At 36.3% G+C, this 22,156-nt stretch carries 12 protein-coding genes and 1 pseudogene; all 13 read left to right on the forward strand.

Annotated features, from left to right (window positions below; all coding sequences use genetic code 11):
• A partial coding sequence (locus GXX20_06520) for a sugar ABC transporter permease (GenBank protein HHW31314.1) occupies nucleotides 1-662 on the forward strand: 662 nt, incomplete at its 5' end.
• 135 nt (nucleotides 663-797) lie between these two features.
• Nucleotides 798-1,568, forward strand: a complete 771-nt coding sequence (locus GXX20_06525) for a carbohydrate ABC transporter permease (protein HHW31315.1) — start codon at nucleotides 798-800, stop codon at nucleotides 1,566-1,568.
• 262 nt (nucleotides 1,569-1,830) lie between these two features.
• Nucleotides 1,831-10,299 (forward strand): DUF2341 domain-containing protein, encoded by an 8,469-nt coding sequence (locus GXX20_06530; GenBank protein HHW31316.1) that lies wholly within the window; start codon nucleotides 1,831-1,833, stop codon nucleotides 10,297-10,299.
• A gap of 255 nt (nucleotides 10,300-10,554) precedes the next feature.
• Nucleotides 10,555-12,330, forward strand: a complete 1,776-nt coding sequence (locus tag GXX20_06535) for a sensor histidine kinase (protein ID HHW31317.1) — start codon at nucleotides 10,555-10,557, stop codon at nucleotides 12,328-12,330.
• A gap of 143 nt (nucleotides 12,331-12,473) precedes the next feature.
• Nucleotides 12,474-13,937, forward strand: a complete 1,464-nt coding sequence (locus tag GXX20_06540; GenBank protein HHW31318.1) for a hypothetical protein — start codon at nucleotides 12,474-12,476, stop codon at nucleotides 13,935-13,937.
• A 25-nt stretch (nucleotides 13,938-13,962) separates the two neighbouring features.
• Nucleotides 13,963-14,835, forward strand: a pseudogene (locus tag GXX20_06545) (hypothetical protein).
• Nucleotides 14,836-15,074: 239 nt separating this feature from the next.
• On the forward strand, nucleotides 15,075-16,241 hold the full coding sequence (gene nagA / locus GXX20_06550; protein HHW31319.1) for an N-acetylglucosamine-6-phosphate deacetylase: 1,167 nt from the start codon (nucleotides 15,075-15,077) through the stop codon (nucleotides 16,239-16,241).
• Between the two features lie 149 nt (nucleotides 16,242-16,390).
• Nucleotides 16,391-17,197: an aldolase gene (locus GXX20_06555; GenBank protein HHW31320.1), complete on the forward strand. Its 807-nt coding sequence runs from the start codon at nucleotides 16,391-16,393 to the stop codon at nucleotides 17,195-17,197.
• A complete protein-coding gene (locus GXX20_06560) occupies nucleotides 17,194-17,979 on the forward strand; it encodes an SDR family oxidoreductase (protein HHW31321.1) in 786 nt (261 codons plus the stop codon). Before GXX20_06555 ends, GXX20_06560 begins: the two co-directional genes overlap by 4 nt.
• Nucleotides 17,980-18,144: 165 nt before the next feature.
• On the forward strand, nucleotides 18,145-18,933 hold the full coding sequence (locus GXX20_06565) for an SDR family oxidoreductase (GenBank protein ID HHW31322.1): 789 nt from the start codon (nucleotides 18,145-18,147) through the stop codon (nucleotides 18,931-18,933).
• Nucleotides 18,934-18,948: 15 nt separating this feature from the next.
• Nucleotides 18,949-19,398, forward strand: a complete 450-nt coding sequence (locus tag GXX20_06570) for a DUF386 domain-containing protein (protein HHW31323.1) — start codon at nucleotides 18,949-18,951, stop codon at nucleotides 19,396-19,398.
• A 125-nt stretch (nucleotides 19,399-19,523) separates the two neighbouring features.
• Entirely contained in the window at nucleotides 19,524-20,459 is a 936-nt protein-coding gene (locus tag GXX20_06575; GenBank protein ID HHW31324.1) for an aldo/keto reductase, read from the forward strand.
• Between the two features lie 125 nt (nucleotides 20,460-20,584).
• The coding region (locus GXX20_06580) for a penicillin-binding protein 2 (GenBank protein HHW31325.1) at nucleotides 20,585-22,156 on the forward strand (1,572 nt) is incomplete at its 3' end.

Genomic DNA, 22,156 nt, shown 5'->3' on the forward strand with positions numbered 1-22,156 from the left:
TACTATTGGTTCTGGGTAATGTACCCCTTGTACTGATATTTTCATTTTTCATATCTGTTGTTGTATATAATAAGAGTGAATTTATAAGATCCTTTACCAGGGCAGCTTTTTATTTTCCTGCTGTATCAAGTGTTGTAAGTATAGGTTTGGTTTGGAAATGGATATTTAATCCCATTCATGGTATTTTAAATTATGTATTGGGTATTTTCGGGATAGAAGGAGTAAACTGGCTTGGTGATAAGAGGTATGCGCTCCCGTCACTGGTAATAGTGCTCTTTACTTTATCCTTAGGACAACCGGTAATTTTATATATAGCGTCAATTGGAAATATTCCTGCAACATATGCAGAAGCTGCAGAAATTGATGGTGCCTCAAGATGGGTCCAGATAAGAAAAATAATATGGCCATTGGTTAAGCCAACTACATTGTACATAATAATAATTACAACAATCAATTCATTCCAGACATTTGCCATTGTGCAACTGTTAACAGGAGGCGGTCCTTTTTACAGTACCTCAACAATAGTGTTTCAGCTCTATAAGACAGCATTTGAATTTGGTGAATTTGGCCTGGCGACAGCTATGGGAGTAATATTGGCAGTTATTGTAGTAATAATATCTGTTTTCCAATACAAGTATTTATCCACTGATATAGAGTATTAATAAACTTTATTAAGCTCCAGCATTAAAAACTTATAATTAAGGAGTTGGAAATAAGTGACTGCTAATAAAGTTAAGATCTTAAGAAAAAAGAAAAATAAACCGGCATCATATATATCATTAACAATCGTGATTATAATGGCATTATTGTTTTTATTTCCTTTTTACTGGATGATAAGCAATTCATTTAAATCGCTCTTTGTGGCTATATCCATACCACCGGAATGGTTCCCTAAAAAACCAATAATAGATAATTATGTACAGTTATTCAGACATAATACTTTCCGTTGGTTATTAAACAGTATTATAGTATCTGCGGGAACAACCATACTGGTGCTTCTTACCAGTTCAATGGCAGGTTATTCTCTTTCAAAAAAGGAGTATCCGGGGAGAAATCAGATATTCTGGCTATTTGTGGCTGTAATGACTTTGCCGAAGCAGGTTCTGCTTGTTCCATTATTTATATTGATGAGAGAAATGAACCTGTTTGATACTTATACAGGCTTAATTGTACCTGCAGTAGGCTGGCCTTTTGGAGTATTTCTCATGAAGCAGTTTACCCAGACCATGCCATCGGAATTGTTACAGTCGGCAGATATAGATGGATGCAGTGAGTGGCAGAAGTTTGTCAAGATAGTTTTACCGCTGGTAAAGCCTGGGCTTGGAGCTCTTGCAATATTTACGTTTATGTCCTCATGGAACGACTATTTCTGGCAGTTGATCATGATAAAACGAACCACAATGAAAACACTGCCTTTAGGAGTTGCAGGTTTTCAGGAAGAGTTCAACAACAATTATGGAATAATGATGGCAGGCAGTACACTTGCATCACTGCCCATGCTGGTGGTTTTCCTGCTTTTCCAGAAATACTTTACCCAGGGAATCACGCTGGGGGCAATAAAGGGATAATACCAGTTTCTGTTTTGGTTCAATATAGATGCTTAAAAGACTTTTTAAAAAGTCTTTTTTTTATCTTTTTATACTATGGCACCCAGGAAATATCAATGGCAATAAGATAATTTACCAAATTATGGTAAAATACAGTCATAATCATTTAATTATATAAATAAAATTCAAATAGTCGTCATATCTAATATCTATTTAGGATAGGAGGAAAAGTATATGAAAAGAAGCAAGCTAAAAAATTTTAGCGTTATTTTTAACTTTCATAATGTTATTTAGTTACTTCACTGGAATAACCATTGCTAATGCAGAGAAATTCCGCGGCGAAATTCAGACATTTGGGGAAGTTACAGCCTTCAAAGCATATCTTGCAGAGAAACCTCCTGTTCTTGACGGTAAATTAGATGATGAAGTATGGTTTATTAATAATGAACTTTCATATGCTGAGGGTGAATTGCCGCCTGCTTGTAAAATGGGAGCTTTGTGGGACCAGGATAATTTATATATTGGATTAAGAGCTGCGGGTGATAATATTTCAACTATAAGTTTTGTTATTAGTGGAAGCTTGGAGGGCAATATACATACTATAACATATGATGTTTCAACAAATTCATTTAACAAAAATGATGTAGGAGCAACTGCAGCAGTACAATACAATGCAGGAAAACTGGAGATGGAAATTGCCCTGCCCTTTAGCAGCGCAGGAATTGTTATTAATGAATACTACATGCCTATCTACTTGAACTGCAAACTGGAAAGCGATAATGGCAGTGTATCATTTTCCGGATCATCCATACCATCTGAGGGAGCGAAAATAATACTTGCGGGAGAATATATTCTTTTAGGTGACACTTGTGAAAACTTACCTGCAAAAAACTGGGTAAAAGAGCGTTTTCCGGACAGTAATTATTGCTATACCAATGACTCTATTAATTCTGCCGGTAAACCTAATTTTGCAGAAGATGAGTACTTTCTTTTTTATCATGATGGCACAAACGAAAAGTCTGCAGGCATAATGAAAAGAGGAATTGACTACAAGGATGGAGATATAGATGTTGAATTTGATTTAACTCTCAGAGACCTGGTAAGTGTATCAATTAATCAGGCATGGAGAGGTTTTACTTTTTGCATTAAAGGAGCAGTAAAAACAATTAAATTTGCTTTCGTTAAGAATGAAAACAACAAAATTGAGTTTCATGTTCTTTATGATTTTAATTCGGTAAACAGAGTAGGAAGATCAGAATATGTGGAAACAAGTCTGGATTTCAATGAAACTGCCCGCATTAAGGTAAGTGTGACTAAGGATAATACTCTTACCCTTTACATAAACGATGTGCAGGAAGGATATTTCACTGACTTAAACTGCCTTGAGGGAGGCAATTTTATAGAATTTATGACATCAGTCTACAATAAAATTGAAGGAACAGTTGTGGCAGAACTGGATAATATTTTAGTGACAGTTCCGGCTTATTCCTCAAACGAAAGAATTGTAGAAGATGTTCTTGAAAAAATAGATTTTGAACTGATAAAAGGTTTAAATGACAAACCGGAGATGGTTACAAGCGATCTTTATCTGCCCAAAGTATTCAATCTTCCGTATATTTCAGGTTCAATTCCCTTAATATGGGAAAGCAGTAATCCAGATATGATAACTGATGATGGTGTTGTGCAAAAAGCCGGAGGCGGCCAATGGGTTACTCTGACGGTTACTGCTACTAAAGGAGAAATAAGCCTTTCAAAGACAATAGAAGTATATATCCCTGTCTTTTCTGAAACAGGAATGGTTGGATTAGTATATAACGATGAAAATCCATACAATGGTAAGTTAAGATCAATAGGTGTAGATACAGACTTTACTTTGGACATTAATTGTAACAGTGTTGGATTGGATTTAGGAGAACAAACCCGAATAAACAGGCTGGTTTTGCGTGATAGTGATAGCATTTCAAGGTTATCAGCTAAAGATCTGTCAATATACATAAGTGATGATAATGTTAATTATACCAAAATCAGAGGATGGGATTTTATCAAACAGGGTGCAGTTTGTACTATTTATAATTTTGATGTTACAACCCGTTATATTAAAGTCCATTGCCATTTGGATGAGACTGAAGGAGCAGATTTTACAAACAATTTGCAGGAAATTCTTTCAGCAGGGTATTCAGATGAACTTTTAGGCGCTAATAACGGAACATTCAGGTATAAGAAAGAGATTATTGTGAACAATCCGGAAAATACTAAAGCATATGACGGGATAATTTACTTGACACTTGAAGGTTTAGACATACCTGAAGTATATCTTAAACCGGATAAATCAGATATCAGATTTGTAATGGAAGAAAATATATCCAGAATATTGTATCATTATTATGATGGAAAGGGTTTTTATGTACGGATACCTGAAATACAGCCCAATGACAGTCAGAAAATTACAGTATATTATGGAAATCCATCGGCTGAATCAGTAAGCAATGGACAGGGAACCTTTGAAATAGAATATGGAAACAGGACTGTAAAAGACCTGACCGTAAGCAGTGTATTTAATGATAATCTTGTAGTGCAGCAAATGCCTGACGGATCATTAATTGCCATTGCAAATAAAGCACAGAAGCCCTGCGCAATATATCAAAGAGTGTCAACTGACGGTGGAAGGACATGGTCTGAGCCCAGGATTCTTGTAGATGCTTCCAATAACAGACGCAATGAAGCAGGTGGTTTCCTGGTTGACGGTAACAGAGTCTATTTGATTTATTATCAGTACGATAACTTTAATGCAGAAAATATGGCTTTATCCGACTGTAAACTGGCAATCATATATACGGATGATAGCGGTAAAACCTGGAGCCAACCATATATAGTAGATACAAATCATTCATATTCCCTTACCTATTCTAATGGAATAAAAACATCAATAGCAGATGGTGAAGGACCCAATGTTGATTATGTAATTCCTTACCACTTCCAGTCTTCTGACACCGGGTCATTTAATGTTTCAGTAATTTATTCAACTGACAGCGGAAAGACATGGACATCCAGCCTTTCTCAAATTGATTTTCAAGGTCCTGCCGGATTCGAAGGAGGCCCGACCGAGGCAGCTATAGCAGAGCTTTCCGACGGAAGACTTACTTTATTAATGAGATGTCAATATTCCGGAGTAGAAAAGTTCTGCCAGTCTTTCTCAGATGATTATGGAATTACCTGGCAGGAAACAGCTGTTTCTTCAAATGTGTATGCGCCTAACACCATGCCTGTATTAGACCGGTATAATGATGACATCGTTCTGGTCTGGGGAGGAAATAATGCTTTGGGTGGTACTTCCTATAAAAGATTTCCTCTTACTGTTGCATATTCACAAGATGATATGAATACCTGGAAAGGTAATTTAGATATGTTCTCCAAGACTTCTCTTGCAGATTTATTTTCCCCCAATAATGTGGTTCAGCCAGATGTTACACCATCAAATTATCTGGGCAGTGATGATTACTTTATAGGTTGGTGGAACAACTGGAATGGGGTTAAGGGAATTCTGATAGAGGATTTCGGTGATTATCTGTATAAGACAAAGGGAGCCTACAGCGGATTTGAAAACAGTTCTCTGAAATATGATGGATGGCTTGAAGCTGGTACAACTATTGAACTTTCTCAAGACCGCTCTTCCCACGGAAATGGTTCCATGAAGATAATTGACCAGGCTGGTGTTATAGCAAGAGCCTCCCGTTCTTTCCCATCAATTACAAAAGGAAGTATTCAGTTTGATGTTAATTTTGAAGCTCTGGACACACAATTCTACGTAGAGCTGAAAACAGCTTATAGTAATACTCATTATAATGCTGCACCCATAATATTCTTTGTAGACGAGAACGGTAATGTATTTGGTAAAAATACTGACATGACCAATATTTCAACAGGTAAAGTCATTCAAAAAGATAAATGGTACACTTTCAGAATTGACATAGATTATGATAGTAATTTGGCAAAACTATATCTGGATGGTGAATATGTAGTAGATTTGCCAATCAAAAAGGAAGAGGGAGATTTTATAAGCTATATCCAGTTTTCCAGTGCCACCAGCTTGAGAGGAGGAACAATTGCTTACATTGATGAATTCATAGTAATACCGGATGAGGGCCATAATTTAGAAATATTGTTGGTAGAAACACAACAGGTAGATTCCTTTGAGACTTATGAGACAGGACAGGTACCAGAAGGTTATAATAGTATAACATTGGACGACAATGCAAGAACAGTTGTAAGCGACAGCTATGCTTATAGTGGATCGAAGTCTTTGAGAATATACGATAATTCCACCGCTAGTTTAGCCTATATTGAAAAAACCTTTGATCCTACTACCGATGTTACTGTAGAATTTAAAATCTATCCTGTTTCTGCCAATACCAGTTGTATAGGTTTGTATAATGGAGGAACTGGTTCTAGTTATACTTTATTTAGTATACGTATAGATTCCCAGGGTAATCTGAAATATTATGATGTAAGAAATAGAATAACTGTAGACTTAGGAAGTACCATTAACTTTAATGAATGGAGCACTATGAAGATTATTGCAAATACAACAATTGGAGCACATTTATACCTGAATGGGGAATTCGTAGGTTTAATACCCAACACTTCGAACCAAACCCAAATAGACAGAATCAATTTCCAGGGAGCAGGTACACCTCAGACTGGTGACGAATTCTATATTGATGATTTGAAAGCGCCAGGAATAGTTATAGCTGAAGAGAGCCCTGATAGTTCATTAGATACATTTGAAACTGATATAGTAGGACAGTCCCCTGAAGGTTTTATGGTGGTCAGCTCAGATGGAATATTGTCCCAGACAGTAGTAAGTGATGCTTTAGCTTTTGAAGGCTCAAAATCTTTAAGAATTTTCAGTAATACTGATCAATTGCCGGCAGCCATAGTCAAGAAGTATAATCTTTCAAAGTCAGGCAAATTTGAGTTTAGAATATATCCTGTATCTTCAGAAAATTCCTGCCAGTTTGCAATATGCAGTGGCGGAAACGAAGATAATTATTCAGTTATACAGATTAAACTGAATTCCGACGGCAGTTTATACTACTTGAGGTCGGGAGACTGGTATCCATTATCGGACAAAGGTGTAATCAAATTCAATGAATGGAATACAGTAACTATAAATGTACCGTTTATTAAAGGCAAGAATATAGCTTATGCAGATGTATTTATAAATGGTGAGTATAATGGTTCAGCAAAGTATAACAAATTTTCATTTGCTATTGACAGAATAAAATTTGTTGCCCAGGGTTCTTTAGATTCAGGTGATGAATTTTATATAGATAATCTTGCTATTGGTGCAGCAGATCCGGCATTTGCAGTACCTGATTATCCAGAAGAAGAAATTATACCTTATGTTCCAGTTGAATTAGAGTCGGTAAAAGGTTACTTAAAAAATGATACTAATCCTGAAACAGGTTCAGTAAGTATCTGGGGTGATGAAATTCAAATTGCAACTGACGCAGAAAGAGTAAGTATTGGTATTGACTTAGGGTCACCTCAGAAGGTAAATGCTATAAGAATATGGGATAAAGATAATACTGCAAGGGCAAAAGAAGAAGATTATAAAATTTATTATAGTAACGACAATATAAACTATATTAACATTCCAGGAGTGCTGTTTAATTCATATATAGACAGCGGAAGTGGCAGATTAGTACATTTGTTTGAATTCAGTGGTGTTACTGCAAGATACTTAAAAATAAATACACAATTTACTGACAGAAATTATAACTTTATACTTCAGAATCTTCAGGATGACGTGCAGGTTGAAAAAAGCGTTGAGAGGGAATACAGACTGCCAGTCGTTCCAGGATATCTGGATAATGATACCAATCCTCATTCAGGGGCATTAAATATTATTCAAGGTAAACCGTTTCCTATGTATCTTGATTACAAACGAAGAAGCGTAGGTGTTGATCTAGGTATAATCACTTTTGTTGATGCAATCGAGATATTTGATTCAGATAATGCAACCCGATTAGATAAAAACAATCTACGAATATATAAGAGTGATGATAATGTAAATTATACAGAGATTACTGGCTGGACTTTCAGCACAAGAACGGAATCTGACAGATATGTAATCAGGCTCAGTTTCCCTAAAGTCAAGGCCAAGTATATTAAAGTTCAAGCGGTCTTATATGATAGTAACGGCACGTTTATGTTGAATGATATTAGAGATGATATCAGAGCATTTTCATCTACTGAATCTGAAACATACTTTGGTGTCTTTGGAGAAAATAGAGGAGGAGAAGGCAGCTTTATAACTTTGAAAGATGGAACTCTGCTTATGGCTTTTAATGATTTTATAGAAGGAAGCGGTGATTTTTCTGAAGCCTGTTTTGGAGCAAGAAAATCAACTGACGGAGGATATACCTGGAGTGAACAATATACTCTGCTTCCAAAAGATGAAGGTGCTGTAAACATAATGATGCCAACATTGATCCGTATGGAGAATGGAGATCTGGGGCTGATATATCTGGTTAAAGAAACCAATGATATATGTAATGTATATATACGAAGATCAGAAGATGAAGGAGAAACCTGGGGAGAACGCAAGAAAATAACAACCGAGCCACAAGGCTATACCATTGTTTCCAGCGGGAACAGAGTCTTAAGGTTGTCAACCGGAAGAATAATAATACCAGTAAGCTGGGCTCCAAAAGTGAGTGATGTGTATGGCGGCGATAATACATGTGCAATGATATGGTACTCTGATGATGATGGCTACACATGGAAGAGAAGTCCGGGATGGGTCAGTCTGCCAAACGCAGCATTGGAACCTACAGTAACAGAACTCAAAAACGGACATTTACTTATGACTCTGAGAACAAGAGTGGAAGGAAAGATTTATAAATCTATATCAACCGACCAAGGATTAAGTTGGTCTCAGCCGGTTGATACCGGTCTTAAGACACCAAGTTCAACGAACGTTGTACAAACAATCCCATCAACAGGCGATGTAATAATAATATGGAACAATATTTACAGTAATGATAATGGCCCGAGAAATCCGCTCACTGTTGCCTTATCGAGAGATAACGGAACCACATGGAACCTGGTAAGAAATGTAAGAGAGGTTAGGACCAGCGGAGACCAGGCATTTCCGGTACTTGCTTTCTACGGCAGGAATGTTTATATGCAGTTTGCTACCAATAGTTATAAGACTGGCCTTAAAATTATAGACATCAGCACCTTATATAATTCGTTGGAAGCCAATGTAAAATATACTGATTTGCCTAAAGCTCCTGTGCCTGAAACTGATTTTAATCAAGCAACAGGATTATTGTCGAATGTATCACCCCGAATGAGTTACTCCATCGACGGAGGAAAAACCTGGATAATGACAGGTGGAACAAAGGTATATCTTGATATTGAGAAATTATCAGAAGTATATGGCATACAAGTACGTGATAATGGTGATGCAACTCAAGCAATGTCTGATATACAATATATTCCTTATGTAATTAACAGGGGAATTCTTGTAGACAGCATTGCCGAATTGTCTGACGATTCTATAGAAATAGACGAAACAGGAGGAATTGTGAACTATAAACTGGAATTATATCCATCAGTCAGCAGGAATACTTCAAAAGCAAGGATAAGAAGTTCCCTGCTAATGGATGCCATAAAAGCAGTAATTGAAGAGAAAAACAGACTAAATATTAATGGAACTATAGAGATTAATGTGGCTGCTCCGGAAGATGGAGGGGAAGTAGTGCTTATACTTCCTCAGGAAGCCATTGAAGCTCTTATCAAAGAAAATATTCAACTTATTATTAATACACCCTTAGGCAGGATCATCTTTGATAAGGGAGCATTGGATGCAATTAAAGCCTCTGCGGGTGAAGAGATTGAAATAATTATTGGCAAGTTAAACAACCAAAACATATCCGCCAAGGAACCAGAGAAAATACTAGACAGGCCAGCCTATGAATTTACCATAAAAAGCGGAAACAGAGTAATATCTGATTTTGGAAATGGTAAAGTATTTATTATAATTCCATATAAACTGAGAGAAGGTGAAAAAGAGGAGAATATTATTGTATACCGCCTAGACAGCAATGGAGAGCTTATAAATGTGAGAGCATTCTACAGAGATGGGTTTGTACTGATCATTCTTAAAACTTTCAGTGAGTATATAATAGGATATAATGAGGTTGTATTTAATGACGTACATGATGAATGGTTTGCAAAGGCAGTAAACTTTATCTCAGCAAGGAATATTACAAAGGGCATAGGCAATAATCAATATGGACCTCATTTGACTGTAACACGTGGTCAATTCATAAAAATGCTTTGTGATGCCTATGGGATTCAACCTGTAACATCAGGAGATAATTTCGCAGACGCGGGTAATACCTGGTATACACCATATCTGGCTGTAGCAAAGCAAATAGGTATTTCAAAAGGTGTCGGCGACAACAGGTTTGCTCCTGAACAAGAAATAACAAGGGAGGAGATGTTTACTCTTCTATATAATGCTTTAATTATCACAGGCGAAGCAGAAATTACAGATATAAAAGATGATATACTTGATAAGTTTGAGGATAGTCAAAATATTTCTCCCTGGGCTCTTGATGCTTTTAAATATCTCGTCTCAAAAGGATTGGTAGTGGGAGATGGTAAAAAGCTGGCTCCCAAGTCCGGTGCAAACAGGGCTGAAATGGCTCAGATCTTCTATAACTTATTAAGTAAATGAGGAGACTTTGTTGAGAATAAACTGTCAAAATCATAATTGTAAATGGTTACGTTCTTGAAAACAGGCTATAGGCAGGCACCGCTTATAGCCTGTTTAGTATTTATTCAAATGCCTAATCTTCATAATATATATGTTTTATGCCAGTGAAAAAGTGGAAATTAAATAAATAAATAGATATAATATGGAATATAAAAATTTTTTTGTATAAGCTTTGATTGTTAGTCTGGTTTTTCTGGAAAGAGAGACAAAAGGAAAATGCTTAAAAATATTAAAAACAGGATTGTTAATGCATCGTTAAGAAAAAAATTTTTAGTATTAACCATGTTAATTTCGATAGTACCTATAACTTTTATAGGATATTTTTCATATTGGATCTCTGCATCCTATCTTCAGGAAAGTATAATTGATGCTTCCATTGCAAGATTTGAAGCAATAAATTTAAGGATGGACAGATTTCTGTCAGCCATTGACGAGTTATCTCTGGAAATACTGGCCAGTAATTCCGTTCAGCGTTTGCTAAAAAATAGTGATATTACTAAATACTATGTTTTTGAGAACGAGACAAGAAGCTTGTTGAGATCTACTTTGTCTACAAGGAAACAAATCCATTCCATCGCTGTTTTTAATAAGAATGGTGACATTATAGTGTTTGAAAGCAATGTTGATTTTTTGGGAACAGACGCTTACCGTTTTACAAAAAAAAATGTTCAGACCTATGATGTATATCCTTATGTTGAAGAGATTAAAGGAAACAGAATATGGACAAAACTGTATAAAGACTCTGATTTAATTTCAATGATAAGAAATATAAATGAAATAGGTACACAAAACCAAATAGGAACAATTTTAATAAACATATTTGAAAGGAATCTGGCAAACCTGGTTGAAAATTCAGAAATGAAGAAAGGCTGGGAGCTAATTATTCTTGAGCAATTCCAAAATGTAGTTTATCAAACAGGCGACAACATATTAGCACCAGAGGATATCGGAGATCTGAACGACATTTCCGGCCATAGGATTATAGATATTAAAGGTAAACGGTATCTGGGCGCTTTTTATACTTCCAGATTCAATGATTGGCGAATGATTCTGCTTATGCCTACAAGCAGCCTTTTTTCAGGTTTAAATATAATCAAGGGAACTACTGTATTGATCATTTTATTATGTTTGGTTTTACTATCAATATTTTTATTTTTCATGTCTGCTTATCTTGTAATGCCAATAATTAAACTCAGTCACCTCATGAAAGAGGCAGAGAAGGGCGATTTAGATGTAAAATTTGAAGCTAAGTATCATGATGAAATAGGTGCACTGGGTAAAAGTTTTAATTCAATGCTGGAAACATTAAAAAACCTGATGAAGCAAAACACGGAAAAGCAAAAAATTTTAAGGGCTCAGGAATTAAAGGTTCTTCAGATGCAGATAAATCCTCACTTCCTGTATAATACGATTGACACTATAAACTGGATGGCTCAGAGTATTAACGCGGACCAGATCAGTGAAGTTGCCATAGCACTTGCAAATTATTACAGGCAGAGTCTTAGTAAAGGAGCAGAAATAATAAAAATTAGTGAAGAAATCAGTCAGATAAAAAGTTATCTCACCATTCAGAAAATAAGATACGCAGGTTATATTGATTTTAAAATCATTATAGATGACAATATCATGGAATTGTATATTCCCAAGCTTACTTTGCAGCCTATTGTGGAGAATGCTATTTATCATGGGTTAAGAGAAAAAGACGGAGGAGGAATAGTTGAAATAAGAGGCTATAAGGAAGGAGATCATGTAGTATTTCATATAAAAGATAATGGCAAAGGTATGGACGAAAAAACATTGAAGAAGTTAAAGGAAAGTATTAATAGGGGTATCAGTTCAAAGGGATATGGATTGAGCAACGTTAATGAGAGATTAAAACTTTATTTTGGTGAAGAATTTGGTATAAGTGTTGAAAGTATTTGGGAAAGCTATACATTGGTAACTGTAAGGATACCATCAGTTGAGAATGTAGATGACTATGCGAAATTTTAGTTCATACTTTCAATTTAAATTATATGGAAATTAAAGTGATTTTTTAAAGACTTATGAAGATATTTTATTGTTTTAGACATTGCATTTATGATATAATTAATAATAAATAGCAACCGGTTGCATTAAGGATGGGATGATGGTGTATGTATTTATTAGGAGTTGATCTTGGAACAACGGGCTGTAAAAGTATGGTTTTTGATCTGGATGGAAGTATTCTGGCTCAAAACTATACTGAGTATGGCCTGATAATTAAAGACAATTCATTCATTGAACAGGATGCTGATTTATGGTGGAAACTTGTAAAAGACTCAATTGCTAATTCAGCAAAGGATTTAGGACAGGATGCCTGCAAAATTGGTGCAATATCTGTAAGTTCTCAGGGAATTTCTTTTGTGCCTATTGATAAAGAGGGAAAAACACTATACAATGCAATAAACTGGCTGGACAAAAGAGCTTCCTCTCAAATTTCTCAAATAACTGATCACTATGATGAAAAGTCAATCTTTAACATTACCGGAAAAAGGCTGAATGCTGCATATGTTCTACCCAAACTTATGTGGGTGAAAGAAAATCTTCCCGAAGTATACAATAATACATATAAGTTTCTGATGGGACTGGATTTTATTACATACAAACTTTCAGGCAAAATAATTACTGACCACACCATGGCTTCAGGAACTTTGGCATTTGATATAAACAATCGACAATGGGATTCAAGTCTTCTTGAAAAATTTGCTATAGACATTGATAAATTACCTGATTTAGATTATATGGGTACTTGTGTAGGTAATATTCTGCCTGAAGTAGCAGAGGAACTGGGGCTTAGCAAGGAAGTTAAAATTATCTTGGGCGGACAGGATCAAAAATGCTCTGCTATTGGAGCAGCAATAGCAGATGGAATAACCACAGTATCCCTTGGAACTGCTACAGCTATAAGTACTATATTTACTAAGCCAGCTCTTGATCCTCAGATGCGGATTCCTTGTTTCTGTTTTGATAAAGACAGATGGATAATTGAATCGGTTATAGGCACTTCCTGTGTGAGTTTAAAATGGCTTAGGAATACTTTTTTCAAAGAACATTCATATAAAGAACTGGATGTTATGGCTGAGAGATCGTTGCCTGGCGCAAAAGGAGTGTTTTTCTATCCCCATCTGGAAGGAGCGGGTACGCCTTTTAACATATATGATATGAAAGGCTTTATGTATGGTTTTACTTTATCAACCAGTCATGAAGATGTTATAAGGGCTCTGATGGAGGGTATAGCATTCCAGATAAAAGCAAATGTGGATGTTCATGAAGATCTTGGAGTAAGAATTAATGAGTTAAGGGTTTTTGGAGGAGGCTCAAACAGCGATATTTGGTGCAGAATAATTGCTGATGTGACAGGAAAAACTGTAAGCGTGCTTTATACATCAGAAATAGCAAACCTGGGGGCGGCTGTTCTGGCAGGTGTTGGTGCGGGCTTCTATAAGAACTACGATGATGTCCTGTCCAATATCAAGTTGGTTAAGAAACAATATAAACCTCAGGAAGAAAATATGAAAATCTATAGTGAAGTTTATGAAGACTATTTAAAAATTCAGGAAAAAATATTGAAACAATAAAAAAGCAGATACAGGAGGTATTGAAATGAGCGCATATAAGGAATTTACTTTTGATCCGGCACCCTTTGTACCTTTTAAAGACAAAAAGGAACTTGAAAGAGTAAGAAACATAAAGAGAGAGGATATTGAAAAACATCCAAATCCAGACTTCAAGATTAAGGTTGTACCTGATGATTATTTGGAATTTATATGGCTTTCAGACATGTTTTACAGAATCAAGGATGCCGCTGACAACGGACGTAATGTTGTAATGATTCTGCCTAATCCTGCACCTGTATATAGAAAAGTAGCTTATCTGATCAACAAATTTAGGATTAATTGCAAGCACGTTCATGTATTTTGCATGGATGAATGGGCTGACCAGGATGGAAATATTGCACCTGAAACATATCCACAAGGTTTTACTCATGCAACTCTTAAGTATTTTTACAGCGAAATTGATCCTGATTTAAGAATGCCAAGAGAAAATGTTGTAGGACCGACCAATGAAAATAAGGACCATTACAGCAAATTAATCGCTGATAAAGGCGGAGCAGATATTTGTTACAGTGGTCCCGGATGGGCAGGACACCTTGGGTTTATAGATCCTGATGCACCTGAATTTGCAGGAGATCTTGAAGAGTTCAAAAAAATGGGAGCAAGACTTGTAACACTTCACCCCCTTACAATTGCACAGAATTCTCTACATGGAAGTTTTGGCATGAGCGGCGATATAGCCAATGTACCGCCTAAAGCCTTTACAATCGGGCCGGCTGACGTTATTGCCGCAAAAAACAGAATTGAAATGCACGGGATTACCACTGCAGGTACTTTTGTATCATGGCAGAGAATGATTTCTAGACTGGTATTGCATGGACCTGTAACTCCAAAGATTCCTTCATCAATACTCCAGACATTACGAACAAATGTATATGTTACTGAAACAATAGCAGCTAATATTGAACCTCAGGGTGACCTGCAGTATTAATTGGCTGTACTAAATTTAAGGAACAGACAGTTAAATCTTATATTATGGGAACATAACATTGACTCGCTATGCGGAAATGGGAGAAACCCAGTTTTTCCTGTTTCCTGCTTCATTTTTTATTTCCGGGTTATTTAAATAATAATATTAGTTCTCATTAAGAAGGGGTAACAATGAGCAATAGAGTGATTATAAACGCAAAAATAGTTACGCCAGAGAATATAATTAACAACGGCGTAATAGTTATTGAAAACGGCAGGATAGCCAGATTTGGCAGTTATGAAAATGTAAAGCCTCCGGATAATGCAGAGATAATTGATGTAAAAGGATATTATGCTGCACCAGGTTTTATAGATATTCACTGTCATGGAGGAGGATCTGAAGAATTCCATACTGACCCTGAGGTTGCTGCAGAAGCCCATCTTAAACATGGAACCACATCAGTACTGGCTACTATAGCATACAATGTCAGCAAAGTAGATACAATTGAAGGCATTAAGAAGATAAAGGAGCTTAAAAATAGCGGAAAAGGGAAATCAATTCTTGGAATACATTTTGAAGGTCCTTATACAAACCCTAAATATGGTGCCCTCTCTCAATTAGGAAGAAAGCCCGATCCTTCTGAATATAATACATTTATTGATTTAGCAGGAGATTTAATAAAAGTGTGGACTCTTGCCCCCGAACTTGAAGGAATAGATGATTTTATTGAAACGGTATCTTCAAAAGGCATAGTAATGTCAGTAGGTCATTCAGAAGCAAGTCCTGAAAGAATATTCGAGCTCATACCTAAGGGTTTGAAATTAGCTTGCCATTGTATGAATGCAACAGGATGCTCCATATCACCTTCCAGATTCGGGGGAACCAGGGAAGTAGGAGTAGATGAAGCAGTTTTACTCTCTGATGATATTTATGCAGAAGTTATTCCTGATTATATGGGTGTACATGTTAGGCCACTTATGCTAAGACTTATACTTAAAGCAAAAACTCCAGATAAGATGATCATAATTACTGACTCTACAATTTCTGATAATAAAAGTCATATCAATAATAGTCCTCTAAATAACAGTGATTTCACAAAAGCTACGGATGTTAACTTTAACGAATTGGGTCAGTTAAGTGGAAGTATTTTGACTATGGATAAAGCTTGCAGAAATATGTTGAGACATACCGGTGTGGGAATAGTTGATGTTTTTAAGATGGCTTCCTACAATCAGGCCAGACTGTTGAATATGGAGAAAGAAATCGGAAATATAAGAGAGGGAGCAAAAGCTAATATTATAATTGTGGATGATGACATTAATGTCAAAATGGTAATGCTTGAGGGAGAGTTGGTATAACATATAACAGCAGCATTGATTAAGCATTATGTATTAATAGGATTAAAATTATTTATGCAGATAAAGTATCAAGATATTAAAAAAAATAAGTGTATACATGAAAGCAGTATACATAAAAAGAGGTGATTTCTATAACACACAATATTAAAATGAGACCAAGCAGAGTACTTCAGAAAATACGTTCAGGGGGAGTCGCAAGTTGTATCAAATTAAATCTTTATGATTCCAGAGTAGTTGAGTTGGCTGCTATGGCTGGCTTTGACTGTGTATGGACAGATATGGAACATGTCCCCAATGATTGGTCAGCCATTGAAAAGCAGGTACTTGCAGCAAAAGCTTATGGTACTGACATACTTGTGCGCGTGGCAAGGGGTTCATACAGTGACCATATAAGACCCCTTGAAATGGATGCAACCGGTATTATGGTACCTCATGTAATGAGCCTTGAAGATGCAAAGAATGTGGTCAGAATGACAAAATTCCATCCGATTGGAAGAAGGCCTCTTGACGGGGGAAATGCAGACGGAGCTTATTGCAACATTGATTTGCTGGAATATATGAGAGATGCAAATAGAGAAAGATTTGTAATGATTCAAATAGAAGACCCTGAACCACTTGAGGACCTGGAAAAAATCGCAGAATTAGATGGAATTGATGTATTATTCTTTGGCCCGGGTGACTTCAGCCAGGGTATAGGAACACCTGCTAAATGGGATAATCCGTTGATTGATGAGACAAGAAAAAGAATAGCAGAAGTTGCAGTTAAAAATGGTAAAATTGCAGGTACTGTTGGAGGGCCGCACAACCTGGTAAAGCTGGTGGAGATGGGTTATAGATTTATCAGTATAGGAGCCGATGTAGTAGGCTTAAATAAATATTTCAGAGATTTGGCTTCAGAATTCGGAATTAAACTAGCAAAAAACATAGAAAGCTTGTATGGAGGAAATATAAAATGATGAACATACTTGATAAATTTTCCTTAAAGGGAAAAGTAGCTCTGGTAACAGGCGGAGCAGGCTTATACGGCAGGCAAATTGTAGAAGCCCTTGTCCAGGCAGGTGCAAAAACCTATGTGGCTTCAAGAAATGTAAATAATCTTGAAAAATTTGCAAATGAATTAAAAGAACAAGATTATGAAATTACGCCACTTTATTTGGACCAGGGAGATGAAGCCTCGATACTGGCTTTAAGAGACGAAATAATGAAACGGGAAGGAACCATTGATATTCTGGTCAATAATGCTGTGGCTCGACCCATGAAAAGTTGGAATGATGATTCTAAAGCTTTTGCAGAAAGCATGAGAGTGAATGCAACAGGTTTATTCATAATAACCCGGACATTTGGAGATATAATGGCTGAAAAGGGTTCCGGTTCCATAATAAATGTTGGTTCTATACAAGGGGTTATAGGTCCTGACACAACCTTATATGAAGGCTTGAACTTTCATAGCCTCATACCTGATTATTTCTTCCATAAAGGTGGCATGGTGAACTTTACAAGGTTTGTAGCAAGTTATTACGGGTCCAAAAATGTAAGATGTAATTGCATTATTCCAGGAGGTTTTAGAACAGAAAATCACCCTGAAACCTTTGTAAAACGTTATAGCGACAGGACATTTTTAGGCAGAATGGCAAATGACACTGATTTAATGGGAATTATTGTATTCCTGGCTTCTGATGCTTCAGCCTATATTACTGGCACAAATATTCCTGTTGATGGCGGATACACAGCAAAATAGGATAAGCCTTAATTATAATATTAATTTTCTTAAGAAAATATAATTTAATTAAAGATAAAATATGAATTAATTATGGTAAAATTAAGTAAATAAATTACATTAGGTATTGTATAAAATTGGAATACCCGCTATTAATAGTAAAATACTGGTAGAGGAGGTTTGGTTATGAAAAATTTATTTTCATTAAAGGACAAAGTAGTATTAATTACAGGAGGAATAGGATACCTTGGCTCTGCAGTGGTAAAAGGGATGGTTGCACATGATGCAACAGTAATGATTGCAGATGTCCTGGATAAAATACCTGAGGGACTTTTTACAGAAGAAGAGCTGAAAAGTATTGGGTATGTAAAGGCTGACATATCAGACACAAACTCAATAAAGGAAATGTTCAGGTATACAAAAGAAGTTTTCAAAAAGATTGATGTACTTATAAACTGTGCAGCTTATGGTGCAGGTTATGGAAAAGAAAGCATAATAGCTACTACACCTGATGAAGTATTTATCAAGGGACTTGACGGAACTATAGGAACCGTATTCAGATGCACAAGGGAAGTTATACCATATTTTGAAGAAAACGGAGGAGGCGTTATAGTTAATTTCGCTTCCATGTATGGAATGGTTTCTCCTGACCCTTCAATTTATGGTAACAGCGGACAGAATAATCCTGCAAATTATGGAGCAGGCAAAGCTGCAACCATCCAATTTACAAGATATTGTGCGGCTCATCTAGCAGATAAAAACATCAGAGTCAACTGTGTAACACCTGGTCCATTCCCAAGTCCTAAGAAGCTTCCTCCGGAAGATTTCCTGCAGCATTTAAGGAATAAAACAATGTTAAAGAGAGTCGGTAAGGCTGAAGAAATAGTTGGTGCAGTAATTTTGTTAGCTTCAGATGCCTCTTCTTTCATGACCGGCGCAAATATTGTAGTTGATGGAGGCTGGACAGCCTGGTAAGGGAGGAAGATAGTAATGATTGTAGATAAAATTGAAAATGCCTATCTTTATTTAGGTGTGAATTCATCAATAAAAAAGGCTCTTGAATTTCTGCAGAATAATGACTGCGCAAAATTGGAGCCGGGAAGATATGAAATTGATGGAGATACAGTGTATGCAAATGTTTCCAGGTATGATAGCAAACCCAGGGATAAAGGCGTATGGGAAGCCCACAGACGATATATAGATATTCAGTATGTGGCTGAGGGGAAAGAATTAATAGGTTATGCAAATCTGAAAGACCTAAAGGTAACAAAGGAATATGATAAAGAGGGAGATTACCTTCTCCTGGAAGGAAATGGGGACTTTATAACCGCAAGTAAGGGTACTTTTATTATCTTATGGCCGGAAGACGCTCATATGCCAGGTATTGCAATAAATGAACCTGAAAAAATTGCTAAAGTGGTTGTAAAAGTTAGGGTGTGAAGTCTGTACCCAATGAATGTACCCCCGATGAATAAATGGACCCAGATTTTTTTGAGTGGGGGGATTACATTTCACGTGAGATTTGTCCCGATAATTTGTCCCTGTTAAAAGGAGAGTGAAAGAATATGCATTATAAGGATATTAAGGGGATGAGAATATCCCAGTATACTTTAGGCACTGTCCAGTTAGGTATAGATTATGGTATAGCTAATAAGGCAGGTAAGCCTGGTATTGAAAAGAGTTTTAGCATTTTACAGACAGCAGAAGAATTAGGAATAAATGCTTATGATACTTCAGAAGCATATGGAGATTCAGAAAATATACTGGGAAAATATTTTACCGAAAAATCAGACAAGACCAACCAGCCTTTAATTATTACAAAGGTTAGGGCAAAACCTGGAGATGAGGCTGAAGGTGCTGATTTGGAAAAAAATATAACCAGTTATGTTGAAGCATCACTTGAGAGGTTAAATTTAAAAAGAATACCTATTTTGCTTTTGCATAATCCGAATGATCTATATACATTTGGTAAGAGAATGGCAGATGTAATGGAAAGACTGGTTACGCGGGGCTATATAGAAAAAGCAGGTGCTTCTGTATATACTACTGAAGATGTTGAAGAAATGCTTAAATATGATATTTATGAAGCCATACAGGTGCCTATGAACATTTTTGACCATAGGCTGATTAAATCCGGTGCTTTAAAGAAACTTATAGACAAGAACACTATAATTTTCGTAAGAAGTATTTTCCTGCAAGGCCTTTTCTTCTTAAATCCTGAGGAATTACAAGGCAAGCTTGTAAAAGCTAAGGAACCTCTTGTTAAGCTCCGTCAGTTTGCTGATAAAGCCGGTCTTAACATAGCTCAACTGGCTCTTTCTTATATAAGGGATATGGAAGGTATAACAAGCCTTGTTATAGGAGCTGAAACACCTGAGCAGGTAAGGGAAAATGCGAAATTAATGGAAACTCCCAGGTTGGATCCTGATTTGGTTGAAGAGATTGAAAGGACATTTACGGACATACCTGTAGAGATACTTAATCCAAGCTTGTGGAAATAGTGGTAACATGGTTTTAGCTCAAAATTCATTTACACTTAAATACAATAATAATAGTAATTAATAGTATCTAATAAAAACCCCTCTTATTGGAAATAATTTATATATTCCAACAAGGAGGGGTTTTTATGTGTCCGAAAAGAGGTGGAGTAATACTTATACTCTTTACATCGCTATTTTTAGTCCTAATATCCAGATTATTTTATCTTCAGGTATATAAGGGTGAAGCTCTTGCCAAGGCCTCATGGAGGCAGAGAGTAACTAATCTTGAACTTGATAGTACCAGAGGCAATATAACAGACAGAAATTTAATACCTCTTACCAACAGAACCAATAAATGTATTGCTGTTCTTAAATCATTATATTTCAGGGAAAACAAAGAGGAATTAAAAAAAGTTTGCGAGATCATGGGATTGGATTTTAATATGATTAAAAGAGAGATAGAGATAAAAAGTGTCCCTCTGCTTTTTGAAATCGATGAGGAAATAAGAGAAAAGATACTTAATATGGATACTGGCGGTGTGTCGGTAATAAATTCTCTTAAAAGATATGATAAGAATTCTGTTGCAAAACATATTCTTGGATATCTCAATAAAGCTGACGGAGTTGGGCAGACAGGGGTTGAAAAGCTATATGATGATATACTCAGACAAAAAAGGGAAAACTCATTAGGGGTGGTTACCGATGCCCAAAACCAACTGGTGGAAGGCATAGGATACAGGATAAAAAAGGCTGCTGAAGAAAAAAGCAAGTTAAATATAAAGCTGACAATTGACTACCATATGCAACGTATCGTAGAAGAAGTTATGGAGAAAAAAAACATGGCAGGAGCAGTTATTATTGAGGATATTTATAGCGGTGATATTCTTGCAATTGCCAGCAAACCAGATTTTGACCAGAATAATATAGAACACTACTTAAATAGCTCCAATAATGAACTTTTTAACAGATCGGTAGCGTCATATAACCTGGGTTCCATATTTAAAATAATTGATTTAGCCTGTGCTTTTGAGAATGAAATCAGTTTGCCTGAAGAATTTGAGTGCACAGGATCTATAAATGTTGACGGTAATGATTTTAAATGTTCTTCCTATGAGGACGGAGGACACGGATTTATTGACCTGGAAAAAGCATTTTCCTTGTCTTGTAATCCTTACTTCATAAAATTAGGAATTGATATAGGATACAGAGAACTAATAAGAATGGCCCAAAAATTCGGACTGGGCAGCCCTTCCGGCATACTTGCCCAAGGATTGGCTGAATCTTCAGGAAATCTGCCTGACATAAACAGTTACTATAGCAGGGGAGATATTGCTAATATTTCTATTGGTCAGGGAGAAATAATGGCAACACCTCTTCAGGTGGTTAATATCGTTGCTACAGTAGCAAATGGAGGAATAAAGAATAATACCAATATTCTGGATTCAGTGATTGATGATGAAGGGCGTAAGGTCAGGGAATTAAAGATAAGAAAATGGGAACGGGTGATATCAAACAGAACTGCTGACAGAATAAAAAGGCTTATGGAAGTAGTTACCAGAAACGGGACGGGAATAGAGGCAAACCTGCTTTTGTGGGGAGGTTCGGCAGGAAAAACAGGAAGTGCAGAAACAGGTCGTGAAAATGTAGTCCATGCCTGGTTTGCCGGTTATTTCCCAGTTAGAAATCCCAGATATGCTATGGTGGTATTTGTAGAAGAA

The organism is Clostridiaceae bacterium (genome assembly GCA_012840395.1).
GTDB lineage: Bacteria > Bacillota > Clostridia > Acetivibrionales > DULL01 > DULL01.